Source organism: Neptuniibacter caesariensis (assembly GCF_000153345.1).
In the GTDB taxonomy this organism is placed as follows: domain Bacteria; phylum Pseudomonadota; class Gammaproteobacteria; order Pseudomonadales; family Balneatricaceae; genus Neptuniibacter; species Neptuniibacter caesariensis.
This window is the reverse complement of sequence record NZ_CH724125.1, coordinates 1,069,498-1,084,094: the sequence shown is the minus strand read 5'-3', so window position 1 is coordinate 1,084,094 and position 14,597 is coordinate 1,069,498. Positions and strand designations below refer to the sequence as shown.

The 14,597-nt window shown below is 45.1% G+C and carries 15 protein-coding genes; 8 read left to right on the top strand and 7 right to left on the bottom strand.

The window, feature by feature from the left end; all coding sequences use genetic code 11:
• Both MED92_RS05190 and MED92_RS05185 read left to right on the top strand, forming a co-directional pair.
• Positions 1-880: PP2C family protein-serine/threonine phosphatase (locus tag MED92_RS05190; RefSeq protein WP_007020453.1), on the top strand; the 880-nt coding region annotated here is incomplete at its 5' end.
• Between the two features lie 2 nt (positions 881-882).
• A complete protein-coding gene (locus tag MED92_RS05185) occupies positions 883-1,374 on the top strand; it encodes an STAS domain-containing protein (RefSeq protein WP_007020452.1) in 492 nt (163 codons plus the stop codon).
• A gap of 195 nt (positions 1,375-1,569) precedes the next feature.
• Here the strand turns inward: MED92_RS05185 and amrS are convergent, their stop codons facing one another.
• Positions 1,570-2,658, bottom strand: coding sequence for an AmmeMemoRadiSam system radical SAM enzyme (gene amrS / locus MED92_RS05180; RefSeq protein ID WP_007020451.1), 1,089 nt, complete (start codon positions 2,656-2,658; stop codon positions 1,570-1,572).
• A 125-nt stretch (positions 2,659-2,783) separates the two neighbouring features.
• On the opposite strand from amrS, the gene MED92_RS05175 reads away from it, so the two are divergent.
• The 5 genes from MED92_RS05175 to MED92_RS05155 all read left to right on the top strand — a co-directional run bounded on the left by MED92_RS05175 (position 2,784) and on the right by MED92_RS05155 (position 6,420).
• Positions 2,784-3,482 carry an SH3 domain-containing protein gene (locus tag MED92_RS05175; RefSeq protein ID WP_154715143.1) on the top strand — a complete coding sequence of 233 codons (699 nt, stop codon included), beginning with the start codon at positions 2,784-2,786 and terminating at the stop codon, positions 3,480-3,482.
• 409 nt (positions 3,483-3,891) lie between these two features.
• Entirely contained in the window at positions 3,892-4,584 is a 693-nt protein-coding gene (locus MED92_RS18420) for a MotA/TolQ/ExbB proton channel family protein (RefSeq protein WP_007020449.1), read from the top strand.
• A complete protein-coding gene (locus MED92_RS05165; protein WP_007020448.1) occupies positions 4,585-5,193 on the top strand; it encodes a hypothetical protein in 609 nt (202 codons plus the stop codon).
• Positions 5,190-5,705, top strand: a complete 516-nt coding sequence (locus tag MED92_RS05160) for a hypothetical protein (RefSeq protein WP_007020447.1) — start codon at positions 5,190-5,192, stop codon at positions 5,703-5,705. Before MED92_RS05165 ends, MED92_RS05160 begins: the two co-directional genes overlap by 4 nt.
• Before the next feature lies 1 nt (position 5,706).
• Entirely contained in the window at positions 5,707-6,420 is a 714-nt protein-coding gene (locus MED92_RS05155) for a hypothetical protein (protein WP_007020446.1), read from the top strand.
• 16 nt (positions 6,421-6,436) lie between these two features.
• On the opposite strand, the gene MED92_RS05150 is transcribed toward MED92_RS05155, so the two are convergent.
• Entirely contained in the window at positions 6,437-8,056 is a 1,620-nt protein-coding gene (locus MED92_RS05150) for a sensor domain-containing protein (protein ID WP_007020445.1), read from the bottom strand.
• Positions 8,057-8,301: 245 nt separating this feature from the next.
• Here MED92_RS05150 and MED92_RS05145 point away from each other — a divergent pair, with 245 nt between their 5' ends.
• The gene (locus tag MED92_RS05145) at positions 8,302-9,408 is read left to right on the top strand and encodes an adenosylhomocysteinase (RefSeq protein ID WP_007020444.1); all 1,107 of its coding nucleotides are present in this window, start codon (positions 8,302-8,304) and stop codon (positions 9,406-9,408) included.
• 55 nt (positions 9,409-9,463) lie between these two features.
• Here MED92_RS05145 and MED92_RS05140 read toward each other — a convergent pair whose 3' ends face one another.
• The 5 genes from MED92_RS05140 to MED92_RS05120 form a co-directional block, all read right to left on the bottom strand.
• A complete protein-coding gene (locus MED92_RS05140; protein ID WP_007020443.1) occupies positions 9,464-10,075 on the bottom strand; it encodes a YccT family protein in 612 nt (203 codons plus the stop codon).
• Between the two features lie 82 nt (positions 10,076-10,157).
• Positions 10,158-11,129, bottom strand: coding sequence for a porin (locus MED92_RS05135; RefSeq protein WP_007020442.1), 972 nt, complete (start codon positions 11,127-11,129; stop codon positions 10,158-10,160).
• Between the two features lie 212 nt (positions 11,130-11,341).
• Positions 11,342-12,895 carry a tripartite tricarboxylate transporter permease gene (locus MED92_RS05130; RefSeq protein ID WP_007020441.1) on the bottom strand — a complete coding sequence of 518 codons (1,554 nt, stop codon included), beginning with the start codon at positions 12,893-12,895 and terminating at the stop codon, positions 11,342-11,344.
• A 4-nt stretch (positions 12,896-12,899) separates the two neighbouring features.
• Positions 12,900-13,373, bottom strand: a complete 474-nt coding sequence (locus MED92_RS05125) for a tripartite tricarboxylate transporter TctB family protein (RefSeq protein ID WP_007020440.1) — start codon at positions 13,371-13,373, stop codon at positions 12,900-12,902.
• Between the two features lie 192 nt (positions 13,374-13,565).
• Positions 13,566-14,549, bottom strand: a complete 984-nt coding sequence (locus tag MED92_RS05120) for a tripartite tricarboxylate transporter substrate binding protein (RefSeq protein ID WP_007020439.1) — start codon at positions 14,547-14,549, stop codon at positions 13,566-13,568.
• Positions 14,550-14,597 lie beyond the last annotated feature (48 nt).

Below are 14,597 nucleotides of genomic sequence, written 5' to 3'. Positions count from 1 at the left end.
TCGTAGTGGTGCCAATGATGTATTTATTAAAGAACGGATTCAGGAAGAAAATGTGGAATTCGCTTCTGCAATTTCAGGCTTATTGCATCAAGCTGGCTTGGTTGAAAAAAACCTTCATTACCGTGAGGAGCTAGAAAAAAGCCTCCATGAATTGCAAATTGATCAACAAGCGGCGCGACAGATTCAGCAGAATATGTTGCCTGAAAACTCAGTTAAACTGGGTAGCATAACGGCTCAGTACCTATTGATTCCTTCTCTCTACCTGAGTGGCGATTTTGTTGATGTCATTAAAGTAGATGAAGAAAAAACACTGTTTTATCTTGCTGACGTGTCGGGGCATGGCGCTTCTTCTGCATTGGTTACGGTGTTGTTAAAAAACATGACAAACCGGTTATTGAGGAACTTTCGCCGCCGATCAAGTTTTGACATATTATCGCCAGTTGATACGCTTTACAGAATTAACACTGAGCTTTTGGAAACCGGATTAGGTAAACATCTCAGTATTTTTCTGGGTATTATTGATACCGAAAAGAAGCAGTTAAGATATGCTGTCGGTGGTCATCACCCAATGCCAATCATTACGGACAGCTCAGGTAGTCGCTTTCTGGAGGGCAGGGGGATGCCTGTTGGGCTTTTTCCTGAACCTATGTTTGATGAGAGAAAAATAAGCCTAGAGGATCAATACCAGATTACTCTTTTCTCCGATGGAATTCTGGAAATGCTTAATGAAGGCGATATGATTGCCAAGGAGCAGAGATTAGTTGATGCGGTGGTTGAGACTAAAGGGGAAGGGCCGGAAAGGGTCAAGGATTGTCTTCTACCCGGTATAATAAGTGAAGCACCGGATGACATTGCGATAATGACTATTTGCAGGCAGTGAAAATGCAAGAAGGTTCTATATATTCAGCGTTGGTAGAAGGTATGTACGTGCTTAAGTTTGTAGGTGACGTGCGGCTGACGCTGTGCTCTTCCCTTGATTGTCACCTTCAACAGTCTCTTTCTAGCCCTGAAGTGAAAAATATCCTCATCGACCTGACTCAAACAGAAGGTATTGATAGTACCTCGCTGGGCCTGATTGCAAAATTATCACTCAAGGCAAAAGCGCTTGAATTAGATAAGCCAACACTTGTATCCACCAACGATGATATTACCCGTATCCTATTTACTATGGGGTTTGATCATATTTTCGTTTTAATAGATCAGTTGCCTTCCAGCGTTCAGGATCTTAAGGAGCTGCCTTTTGTTCAAGAGTCAGTTGATGAGATGAAGGAAAGGATTATTGATTCCCACCGTATTCTCATGGATTTGAACGAAAGAAACAGAGAGGCTTTTCAGGATTTAGTCACTACATTGGAATCGGTTAAGGAAAATTAGGAATTTTTCTTATTTTGATTCAGCTGTAGTCAGCTAGAATAACTGACATTGGGCTCTGCATTGGAAGGCAGGTTATTTCAGGAAGAAAGCTCAATATATCACTACTTCAGGAAGGGGTAGTGACCGGTAAGGACATCGGGGAAAGTGGCTCGTTAGCTGGATCAGCTCTCGGGCCTTTTTTTGATCCGTTGATCCTTAATACTCCCTAATATTGATTAACTCTCTTTTTCTACCCCAGTCTCCAGGGTTTTCTGTATACACGCCAGCTGCGGTATACCCACAGTTTTTGCATTGGCCTTTTTTATCTAAATTCCATGCAGTTATTTCGTACCAGTTTCTACCTATGAGTAAGGACTTACATTCAGGGCAAAATGTGCTGTTACCTTGTGGATCGAAAGCATTGCCTGTGTACGGGTAGTTAAGCCCTTGTTTAAGGGCAATTTCTCTTGCCTTGCTGAGAGTGCTGAGAGGCGTTTTGGGGAGGTCTCGCATCTTATAGTCAGGGTGAAAGGCAGTGAAGTGAATAGGGACATCAGCGCTGAGCTCGGAGTAAATCCAGTTACATAACTTTTCCAGCTCTGAGTCACTGTCATTGAGGCCGGGTATTAATAAGGTGGTAATTTCCAGCCAGCAGTTTGTTTCGTGATGGATATATAAAAGGGTATCAAGAACTGTTGATAGATGACCGCTACAGTTTTTTCTATAGAACTGTTCGCTAAAGGCTTTTAGATCTATGTTACAGGCGTCCATTACTGAAAAGAACTGCTCTCTAGGTGCAGGATTGATAAAGCCTGCACTAACCGCTACAGCCTTGAGCTTTTCTTCATGACAAGCGCTAATTGCATCGAGCGCGTATTCCATAAAAATTACAGGATCATTATAGGTGAAAGCCAGGCCAATGCAGTTATGTTGTATTGCTGCTTCAACCAACTGTTGAGGTGTGGCATTGTCCGATAACGTATCCATCTGGCGGGATTTGCTCATATCCCAATTCTGGCAAAACTTACAGGTAAGGTTGCAGCCGGCGGTTCCGAATGACAGGATAGGTTGGCCTGGGTAAAAATGATTGAGCGGTTTTTTTTCAATAGGGTCGATGCAAAAGCCGCTAGACCTTCCCCAGCTCAGTAGCTGTATCTGGTGATCAAAATTTGCACGGATATAGCAAAGGCCGCGTTGTCCCTCTTTAAGTTTGCAAAAGTGGGGGCAGAGGTCACATTGGACTTTTTCTTTATCAAGCGAATGCCAAAATTTAGTTGGATAATTGGCAGTTAGTGCACCCGGCATTATTCATTCCTAAAAGTATTCTTACTTGAATTTTAGGATATGATCGCCTGATTTCGAGATCATAATATGAGAAATAAGGAAGACAGAGAATGAAAATAACCTATCAAATATTATCGGTGCTGATAGTGAGTCTCTCTGTAACTACTTATAACCAAGCATCCCCTCGATATGAATCAAAAGTGAGGATCCCTAACCAGGTTAGTCCAGATGCTGGGTTGACTCATTTTATTGAAGGCCTGCGCAAGATCGCTGTAGCCAGGGATCTTAGAGAGATAGAAGAAAGTGTCAGGAATGATTTCTTCTTCTCCAGGGATTTTGGCGGAGTATTTGATGCAGAGAGCACTGGTGCTGATAACTTCATCAGAGCGCTCTCTTTGGATGACGCTTCACTTGCCCCTGAATATAGGGGGACGGGCTGGGTCTATCTAAATGAATTACTTAGCGCTCAAAGCTTTCAAAAAGTCGCTAGTAGTATCTGTATGCCAGCGAATGCTGTCCCGGTAAGCCAAAAGCGCCCTGATGAGTTTTGGTTGAGTTGGGGGTATGTGCATGGAACCGACGTGTTTATTCGTAGAAGCCCTGACCTGCAATCTGAGCCTCTAACGTCGTTGAGTTATGAGGTTGTTGAACCTGTTGCTGGAGAGGCAGGGGATCGTGTAAAAGGCCTGGATGGTAATGGGTTATGGATTAAAGTTAATACGGCTAGTGGAATAAAGGGCTATATGTATTCGTCTTTTTTCAGAAATTTTCAGCAGGCCCAGCTCTGTTTTAGGCAGCAGAATAATGTTTGGAAAATCAGTGGGTTTATTGGTGGAGGGGATTAGATGATTTTCGGAGATAGGGTTATAAACAACTTCTGTGGATAACTTTGTTAATTGTTTTGGGGTGGATTGCTGTATCGCCTAATAAATCTATAGATTCAGCGAATTGAATGGAAAAGATACAGTAATGAAAATCTATAAAATTCAGTAAGTTGGACGTTGTTATGACCCTTGAGAATCCGTTGATTGTCAAGTTAATAAATTCACTGTTTGTGTTTTTTTTCTTGTGAAAGCTCTTTTCTTTTAGTGCTACTTATGTACTAAGCAGATACCTTCTTTGGTTCTCTTTTTCCTGTATTGAATTCCTAATCTGGCAGCATTCGTTATAGTCGTATGTAAAACATACAGGGTCGCAATCAGGTTGCTGACTCTGGATGCTTTCTTAGGACCTCTTAGTAGAAATGGATGCGCTATGAGAAGCCACTATCCTTTCAGCCTCTTTCATCAATGGTTATTGCTGGTTGGTTTAACCAGTGCAGCTATTTATTTTCTCTGGGATCAGAAGGTCCTGTTGGAAATACTTGAGGAAGATATCACCCGAATCACTTGGTTAGTCGTTTTTATCGCCACCGGCTCTTGTGTACATTGCGGAATTCGCTGCATTTTTTTGTCGGTGGAGCAGAATCGTTTAAAGCACTGCCTGGCTGAAAACAAAACGGCGCTCTGCAATAAAGGGACGTCAAAAGCATCGACACCTGTTTGTGAGTACCTTGATGCTGTTAAGCAAGACGCAGAGCACCAATCGATTCATGCTGAGCTTCTCGCCGAAAAGTTGAGTGGCAATCATCAGATTGGTTGGTTTATTACCGGCCTGGTGATTAAGCTCGGTTTGCTTGGCACTGTGATTGGGTTTGTGATCATGCTTACTTCTATCTCAGGTCTGGAGGCTCTGGACCTTTCAGATATTAAGCAGTTAATGCAGCAGATGACTCAAGGGATGGGAGTTGCAATGAATACCACTATGGTGGGTTTAGTTGCCAGTATGCTATTGGGGCTACAGTACCTGATGCTTGATCGATTTGCCGATCGCTTGGTCGTTGATGTTGTAGAACTGGGTATTTCAAAGGGTTGGGTTGATCATCACATTGAGAGCGCGGGCTCTTAGATGGCCTTGTTCAAAAAGAAGAGAGGGGGAGATATAGATCCTTTTACCGATCTACTTTTTAATGCGTTGCTAACCTTTACCTTTCTGTTTTTGATCGCCTTACTTCTCCTTAATCCACCTGCTAAAACCGGCATTATCGACCCTAAGGCTGAATTTTTAGTGACAGTCACCTGGCCGGATGGCAATCCAAACGATATTGATGTTTGGGCAACGGGCCCTGAGGCTAGCAAGGTCTGGTACAAGAAAACACAAGACGGGTTAATGCATCTGGATAGGGATGACCGAGGTTTGGCTAATGACACTCAGGTTGTTAACGGTAGAGAGATAATCAACCCCTTGAATCAGGAAGTTTTAACCATCAGAGGGCGTTCCCCAGGTGAGTTCATTGTTAATGTGCACTATTTCAAAAGTGAAACCTCAGAGCCTGTACCGGTGACGGTCTATCTAGCAGAAGTCAATCCGGTTATGAAGGTTCTCTATTACGAAACGGTTAACCTTATGGAAGAGGGGGATGAGTTGACGGCATTTCGGTTCAGCCTATCGACAGAAGGGAAAGTTATGGATATCAACCAGCTACAGAAAACCATGGTAGGAGATAAGAGCAAATGAGTGAACAGCTAATAAGTCTAACTCTTGCCTATTGTTTCCTGACCGCATTGCTTCTGATCGCTCTTATTGTCAGCCATTTTAATGTGCTGTTAAAAACATTTTTACTCATTACTGCCATCGCCTTCTATGTAATTAGCTATGAAGGGTGGAAGGAGACACAGGGCTGGCCAAGTACAACAGATCTTCCGGAGAAATTTCTTTTGCATTCGGCAGTAATTGAAGAACCTGATGAAGAATTAGGGCATGAGGGGCAGATCTATTTATGGTTAACAAATCTGGAAGGGAATGAGTTGCATGATTATCCACGTGCGCACCGTATTGAATATGATCAGGAAACGCATTCTAAAGTGCAGGAAGCGCTCAGGGAGATGCAGAGTGGTAACCTGCAACTGGGTGAAATAGTTCCGGCAGTAGAGCGAAAAGAAAGTGGAAAAAAACGTTTTATGAAGGGGCAAAAATATCCGGGGCTCACTTTTGTAAAACTACCTGACCCTGCATTACCGGAGAAGTAACATGAGATATTTGGGGTTGGTGCTTTTATTCATCTTACTTCAGGGGTGTGAAGAGCCTGTCAGCTCATTGGACTACTTCCCACTTAATGACGGCCTGGAGTGGGAGTATAGGGTGACAGAAAGTTTCGCTGGAGATAGCAAGGTGAGGCCTTATTCTGTTTCTAACCAGGGTAAAGTAGACGTGAAAGGTGAGTTTTCGGCTAGCCAAGTCTATTTACGGCGTACAAGTGATGGGACGGATTACTTCATTCTCAGCGACGAAACAGGTCGTTATCGCATAGCTAAACGTACGCTTGTCGAGCTAAGGCCGCGCTTTGATGATCAGCCTCGCATGATTATGTCTTATGGCGAACAATTAAGTATTGGTGAGAGTTGGCAGGTGGAAACACGTAGCTATAGTGTGAAAGGGATCTCATCACATTCCTTGCCGGACCCAGCTGCTAAAACATTTAACCTTGCTTATGAAATTACTGCCACAGACGAAACGGTTCGGGTGCCCGCAGGTGTTTTTAACAATTGCGTAAAAGTAGAGGCTAAGGGAGTACTGGAAATCTATGCTGACCCCAGGTTAGGTTTTCAAGAGATACAAGTTAGACAAACTGAGTGGTATGCCCCTGGGGTTGGTCTGATTAAACTTATACGTGAGGAGCCTATGGATTTAGAGCTTTTTAAGGGAGGCTCAGTATCGTTCGAATTGATCAGCTTTAGTGATTGAAGTGCTGGCTTCACTTCTAGGTTTCGCTGGCGAACTGAAAAACAGAACCCTCGGCGCGCTTAGCTTTGTACATCGCTTCATCTGCTTTATGGATTAATTCTTCGGCGTTGGCTCCATCACCGGGAAATATACTAATACCTATACTGGCACTAAGCGACGTTTCGATATCGGGACTCAGTTGCATCGGCTGATTAAGGCACTCTGATACTTTGAGTGCAATCGAGGAAGCCTGATCCCGTTTATCAATATCGACCAGGGCAATAAATTCATCACCGCCAAGGCGAGCCAGTGTATCGGATGTTCTAAAGCTGTTTTGTAATCGTTTGGCTATCTCTCTTAATGCTTTATCACCAATAAGGTGCCCATGCTGATCATTTACAGGTTTAAAGTTATCCAGGTCGATATAAAGCACGCCCAACTGGCTCAGTTGTCGTTCTGCTCTGGAGATTGCACTTTCGAGTCTTGAGAAGAACAGGCGACGATTGGGCAAGCCTGTCAAAGCATCCTGATAAGCCTTGGTGAGTAAATTATCTTTCATGCGTCGATGGGTGTGTTCATCACGAACAATCAGAACAAACTTGTTTTCTTGTAAGCTTTGCCCCTGTACCGCGTTGATCGTTGCCAAAAAGGTATAATTATCACTGCTGCAGATCTCGCCGCACCAGCTTCCGCCTTCAGATATTAAATAATCTAAGTCTATCTCCTTGGACGCGGGGCAATAGAACAGGTCATTTAGTGTTAGTGTTGAATCCAGCTCTAGCTCAGTGAACTGAAGTTTTGCTGCTTCATTACTGGAGATTATTGTCCCATCTGAGGAAAGAATAAGGCAGGGATCTGGTGTCGCATCAAATACCAGAGAAGCCATCAGGAGGTTTTGTTCAGCTTCTCGTTCGAAGGTAACATTACGACCCAACCCCAGTACACCAGGCGGTGAAACCTCATCTTCAGCCAGAGGTAACTTGTACATATCTAACAGTCGGCGTCGACCATCTTTATAGGTTACCCATTCATCACATCGGTGCGGTTTTCGGGTGTTTTTAACTTCGCTGTCCTTATTGGTGACATATTCTGCGGATTCTACGGACATGATTTCAAAATCAGTCTTACCGATAATTTCATCCTGCGACATATCCAGAAAACGCTGAAAGCTTTCATTACATAGTTGATACACGCCGTTTGGATCTTTAGCAAAGATAAAATCAGGTATTGAATTGATGATCTTCTTCAACAGCGCTTGCTCATGTTCTAATGCATGCTTAGCTGTGACAAATGGTGTGATGTCTCGTACCGCAACCACCACCCCATTGCCTCTGGTTAAGGGGCCTTGATAAAGCGAGTGTTTACTATCCAGATAGTGGATTGATCCATCTGCTGCAGGCCGACTAAATTGAAAGCGGATCTCATCTCCCGCAAGCGTTCTATCCAAAGAGGGCTTAATCTGCTGGATAAAAACCTCTTCCCCATGAACCTCGGCGACTGTTTGACCGATTATTTCTTCTTTTTTGCAGTTAAAGAAAAGCTCGTACCCTTTACTGACAGCGCGGTAGGTATATGTGTTATCGACGATCGAAACCAGATCGTCGATGTGATCCAGAATTGTCAGCTCGGAATTGGTTTGTGTGTCACCAGAGTTCATAAGCACCTTTACTACCCAAACAGGCAAAGAACATAGGGAAGGCTATTAAACTGCCGTTGTATCTTTATGAATGTGATCTCAAAGATAGCAGTGAGTTCCCTGAGGGAAATATAGCTGCTGGATTGAGATAAGTATATTACATGCGCAATAGAGTAAAACAAGCGTTTGAATTAAACAATTGTTTGAGCTTGGGGCTACAATAATTTACACAGAGAGGGTTTTTGAATAGCTATAGGAGTCAGCTAATGAATCCCCTGTTTACCAAAGGCCAGCATTTCTTTGAAGATATCCAACCTGAAAGGGATGTTGATCTCAGTTTGGCAGTTGTAACTCATCTCTTAAATACCCCGGCAATATATCTGGATTGTCTTAGTCGGTTCACCAATCTGGCAATGGTCTTACCTAAGCCCAAAAGTATCTGCCGAAGAAGTTATGAGTTACTTGAAAAACGTTTTCCAATTGTCTGTAAACAACGGCAGCAGCTTAACTCAGTAGAGGTTGTAGCGGCCATTCTTAATGACCATGTGAAAACTGAGAAACTCATCCTTGTCGATATTGGCGGTTACTTTGCCGGCACTTTGGAGCAGCTTCCGCAGCGCTTAACCGCTAAGCTTGCAGGAGTAGTTGAGGTGACCGAAAATGGATATCAACGTTATCGAGATATCGAAAAGTTGCCAGTACCGGTTCTTTCTATCGCACGTAGCCCGCTGAAAGGCCCGGAAGATTATCTTACCGGGCAATCTATTGTGTATTCTGCTGAGGCGCTGATGCGCGAGTGTCATCATATTATGAATGGAGGGAATGCCGTAGTTTTTGGCTACGGAAAGATAGGCAGGTCTATTGCCAAGGCCTTACATGAGAAAAACGTGAACACTAAGGTTGTAGAGATCGACCCTATTAGGGCAATTGAAGCACGTTCCCGGGGATTTGACCTTATCGACAAGAAAGAAGCTTTAGGGTCGAGTGATGTGATTTTCTGCGCCACAGGAAATCAGTCCATCAATAACCATGATTTCAATCGGATTAAGAATGGGGCGTTTCTTTTTTCTGTAACTTCATCCGATGATGAGCTGGATCTGTGTCGTGCTGATGCAAATTTTGAAGTGAGCCCGGTGACAAATCACATTGCCCGCTATGAACGTTTGGGCCAGTATTTCTATTTAGCTAATGATGGCAACGCAATTAACTTTATCCATAATGCTGAAGTTGGCCCATATATCTATCTGGTGCAGGGAGAGGTCATCAAAGCGATTAACTATATGCAAACAGTCGATTTAGAAAATGGTTTACACCAGCTTCCAGTCTGCGAAAGAAGGGATTTAGCGTCCCGATGGCTAGCTCATTTTGCATGATTTTTGAGAGGAAAATGAAAGCCTTGGAGTGAAGCGCTACAAGGCTTTATTTAAACTATTGGATAGACAGGAGAAACACATGGCGAGACTGTGGAGAAGCTAATTCATACCAGTGGTGCAACATTCTCAGAATTAATTTTTGCTCGTTATCGCCACTTAGTTCGATCTTGTCATTAGCAGAAAACGATACATCCGCCCCCGAACGCTTATTAAAATCTGCGAGTTCGCGTTCATAATTAACACCGATCCTAAACCCTTCTAAAGGAAGTAGCTCAGCTTCAAATGCTAATGCTTTTTGGTCGGCGGTAACGATCCAGTTTTGCTGTAATTCGAAGTTTCTAAGAGATCTTTCGCTTGTAATTCCAGGCGCCTTTATTTCAATTACCTGATCCGCGCTAGTGAAGGAAATAATGGCGGGAGCCGTCTGCTCCAATTCGTAATCATTTCCTCTTTTGATTTCAGCGGTATAATTTATCAGGAGCTGATTTGAACCGTTTGGAAGCTCCATTGTGCTCGTGCCCTTCAAAAGAGAACCGCTACTCATTTCCTTACCGTTTACTGCAATTAGGGAAACGCCTTCACCCAAATTGAGAGAGTTTGCAGCGTGAAGACTGATCGAGGTTACTAGGAGTGAAGTGCAGACAAGACCAGTTAATATTTTTTTCATTGTTGAGTACCTTTTATTATCGGCCATAGTGGCGGTACTGTGGAAACTGAAGGGGGGTATCCACAGTACCTGTCAGATTAAATTAGAATTTAATCTGCATACCCGCGAGGATATCCACTTCTGATGCCGCATCATCCGCAGCATTTTCAAAGTCAGCTTGAGATACTTCTGCAAAAACGCTTACGTTTTTCTGAGAAGGGAATTTGTAAGTTACATTTGCGTACCATGCATCAGAATCTTCATTCGCCGCATCGGAATCGACCATGACATAACCCAGAGCCACTTTGGTCTGTTCGTTCGCTGCAAACGTCGCTACCAGATTTGTAATATCTGCATCGGCTGTTGCAGGGTTACCGTAGTCAGTTGAGCTGTAGTCGGCACCAAATTTAGCAAAACCTGCGTCAAAACTAGCACTTAATCCCCAGGTATCATCGTCGTAAGAGGAAGCATTAGCCTGGTGAGTTTGATAAGCCGCTGCCAGAGAAACAGCATCAAAGCTAGTGGATACAAACAGATCGGTTGCTTCACCATTTGCGCTGGAGTTTCCATCTGAAGAGATCTCATGTGAGAACACAACGGATGCCGCTTCAAAATCAGCTTCAATACGGATCAGGTCATCACCTGAACTTTTGACCACGTCAAACTGATCTTGCTCAAGAATGGTTTCATAGGCTTTCTCAACACCAAATTCATCACCGGCAGTGTTGGTTTTACCTACTTTCACTTTGATGTTGTCGTATTGAACGCCCAGGTAGGCTTCTTCAAGGTGGCCGCTGTCAGAGCTGGTGTCATCTGCTTCGCTATTGAAGCTATAGTCCAGCTGACCAAATGCCTGAAGGCCGTTACCCAGATCGTAGATAACGGTGTTTTTCAGTTCCAGGTCGTCAAACTCTACATCAGCATCAGTGCTCTTTTTGTAGTCGTCACGCAGTTGAACCTGCCAGTCACCTTTGAGTTTGTAAGTTAGGCCATCGCCGCTATAAATGGTTGCTGCTACAGAAGAGTTTGCTGCCAGAGTTGCTGATACAGCGAGTGCTAAAGCTAGTTTTTTCATGTTTGCCTCATGGTTTATGTCCTGGTCGCTGAAATAGCGCCAGGGGGCTTTGAAAATTGAAGTAAAAACAGATTGCGATTAGCAGATGGAGCCCCAAAGGCTCATACCTGCGGCTTCGATAATTGCGGTTACTTGAACTGTCTAAGGCCTCCTTTTTGTTTTTATTCTTGAAGGTCGGAGACGGGATTACCCCGCCCCCTTAGTGGAGTTGGTTAGCCTTCGCCTTCAGTGATTGCAGTCTCCGGACCACGTACCTCCGTTGAAGGTTTTTTCTTGCTGCGGTAGAGATCGATGAGCGGGGGTAGCAGTAAAACTACGACTGCTACGACGACAATACTTAGCGTCAGCGGTCGCTCCCAAAGGAAAGCGAAGCTTCCGTCTGAGATCGTCAGTGCACGACTGAGGTTGTTTTCCATTAATCCGCCCAGAATAAAGCCAAGCAACATAGGCGCCATTGGGAACTCAAGCAGCTTGAGGAAAATGGCGATCACAGTGATGAGGGCCATCATGTGAATATCGAATGTGTTGAAGCTGACCAAATAGACGCCGGTAATCGAGAAAAACAGAATTAGCGGAATCAGAATCGGACGGGGAATGACCAACAGTCTCGAGATGTATGGAATGAGTGGCAGGTTCAGGATTAACAAGACCAGGTTGCCAAAGTACATTGAAATAATGACTGACCAGAAAACATCCGGGTTATCGAGAAAGAGGCGTGGACCTGGCTGAATACCATACGCAATTAGCGCACCTAGCATGATAGCTGTGGTACCAGAGCCTGGGATACCTAGTGTTAGTAGCGGAACAAAAGAGCCTGTTGATGCGGCATTATTTGCAGATTCTGGCGCTGCCAGGCCGCGAAGGGAGCCCTTGCCAAACTTAAGCTTTTCTTTAGCCGATGCAAGGTTGCGCTCCAATCCATAGGCCAGGAACGATGCTATCGTTGCACCGGCTCCCGGTAGGATGCCGACCAGAAAACCAAATACCGAAGAACGTCCAATCGTTGGTGCGACCTGTTTTATCTCCTCCTTGCTCAGCTTCATGCTGCCAAGCTGGCTCATGTCGATCTGTTCTTCTTCCTCTTTGTGCTGACCTTTAAGGATTGTCATTACTACTTCGGTAAGGGCAAAGGTAGCCATCGCCAGGAGCAGGAAGCTGATTCCGTCAATTAAGTCAACGCTGCCGAAGGTGAAGCGTGTTGTACCGGATGTTACGTCAGTACCGACGGTAGCAATCATCAAACCGAACACGGTCATGATAAGGGCCTTGATAACCTGGCCTTTACCTGAAAAAGCGGCAACTGCAGTGAGGCCCAGAATCATCAGAGCGAAGTAATCACTGGACTGGAAGCTCAGAGATACAGAGGCGAGAGCCGGTGCTGCAAAAAGCAGTACAATTGCGCCAATAGTGCCTCCGGTGAAGGAAGAGTATGCAGCCAGAGCTAAGGCTTTACCTGCTTGCTTCTGTTGCGCAAGGGGGTAGCCATCAAAGGAAGTGACTACGGTGCTTGCACAACCTGGAGCATTGATCAGAATAGATGAAGTAGAGCCTCCAAATACCGCGCCATAATAAACACCTGCCATCAGAATAATCCCAGATGATGGGTCAAGTCCGTAGGTGATAGGTATCATTAGAGCAACGGCCGAAATAGGGCCTAAGCCCGGCAACATGCCGATAAAAGTGCCGGCAAAGCAGCCAACAACGACCATTAAAAGGTTGAATGGCATGACCGCAGTGGTCAGGCCGGTCATAATTCCGTCTAACATGGGATCATCCTCCAGTAATTTGACTAAACAGCTGACCTGGGGCCAGGTAGATATCGAGTAGCTGGGTTAATACAAACCAGATACCCACAGCAAATGGGACCGACGCAACCAGCAGGGTTTTAATTCTTCGTTCACCCAGTAACCAGTAGCCACCGATTAGGAAAAAGATGGTGGCAAGCAGGAATCCAACCCATTCCAGCGCTAAAGCAAACAGCACAACAAGCAGCAAGAGCTTGCTAACCAGCGGAAAGTCATACCCTCGCAGGGACAGTTTGTTGCCAGGTGAGCGGGTAGCACTCAGTAGCAGTGCGACAGACAGGAGTGAGCCAAGTAAAGCGAGGGCATTGGGCACTGTCTGTGCATGGAAAGGTTCAAACTCATCGCCTGGTAACAGGGGTATTTGCCCAGCGTAGTAGCCGTATGCGACGGATAAACCTAGAAATACAAGACCGCCGATATGGTCTTTGGTAATAGTCATGGGAGCCTCCCGTGATGGTTGTTGCACCATCGTTCTGTCTGATCAAAAAAACCGGGAACTTGTCGACAGAGGCCAAGCCCCGGTAAGAGAGGTCTGGGAAGCTGATTTCAACTCCACCAGGAGCACGTTTCTTGAGCGGAGGCAGACGTCAGTGTCTAACCCTCCGCGAGTTCAAAACTCAGGACTGATGGCTTATTTCAGGAAGCCCAGTTCACGCATTAGTGAACCGACTTCTTTCTCCTGGGATTCCAGGAATGCGATAAACTGATCATCTGGTTTGAAAATTTCAGTCCAGCCATTGCGGGAACGAACAGTTTCCCATTCGTCGGTGTCATACATCTTGCCCAGAACATCGACAAACTCTGCTTTCTCAGAATCACTAATGCCTGGTGCTGCAAAGAAACCACGCCAGTTAACAAACGTAGCGTCGTAACCGAGCTCTTGTAGAGTTGGTACTTCAGGGGCAGCTTCGTTACGTTCTGAACCGGTCATGACCAGAATGCGTACTTCACCTGCTTCAGCAAGCGCTAAAGCCTCAGAAAAGCCTGTAGAAAGGATCTGAGTTTCACCCGACAGCAGTCCTGCCATCGCTTTACCGCCTGCATCGTATGCTACGTAACGGACCTGGCGAGCATCGCCTCCTGCCGCTTTAAATGCCATGGCTGCTACCAGATGGTCCATGCTGCCGCGTGCTGAGCCACCGGCAATTTTGATAGAGCGCGGATTTTTCTGATAATCAGCAACGACTTCACTGAAGCTTGTGTATTTGGAGTCTTTCTTAACAACGAAGGCACCGTAATCGCCAATAGTTGCCGCCACAGGTGTTAGATCGCGGAATGATTGAGGAAATACCTTAGACAGCGAGCGGATTACGATCGGAGTCGAATTCACCATCAGGGTATCTTTATTCTGACCCGCAGTTTCAATAAGGTGTGCAATTGCTTTGCCGCCACCACCGCCGGACATGTTTTCATAAGAAATTGTGTCTACCAGGCCAGATTTTGAAAGCGCTTCACCTGTACCGCGTGCCGTGGTATCCCATCCACCGCCTGCACCACCTGGGATCAGGAAGTGAACTTCTTCTAAAGCTTGTGCGTGGAATGACGCACCTGCAGTGATGCAAGTTGTCAGCATAGCTGCGAGTAGGTTTTGTTTGGTTTTAGGTTTGCAGAACATGGTCACGCCTCATATTTATTGTTGTGATGTCTGCAAGGTAGATTGTTC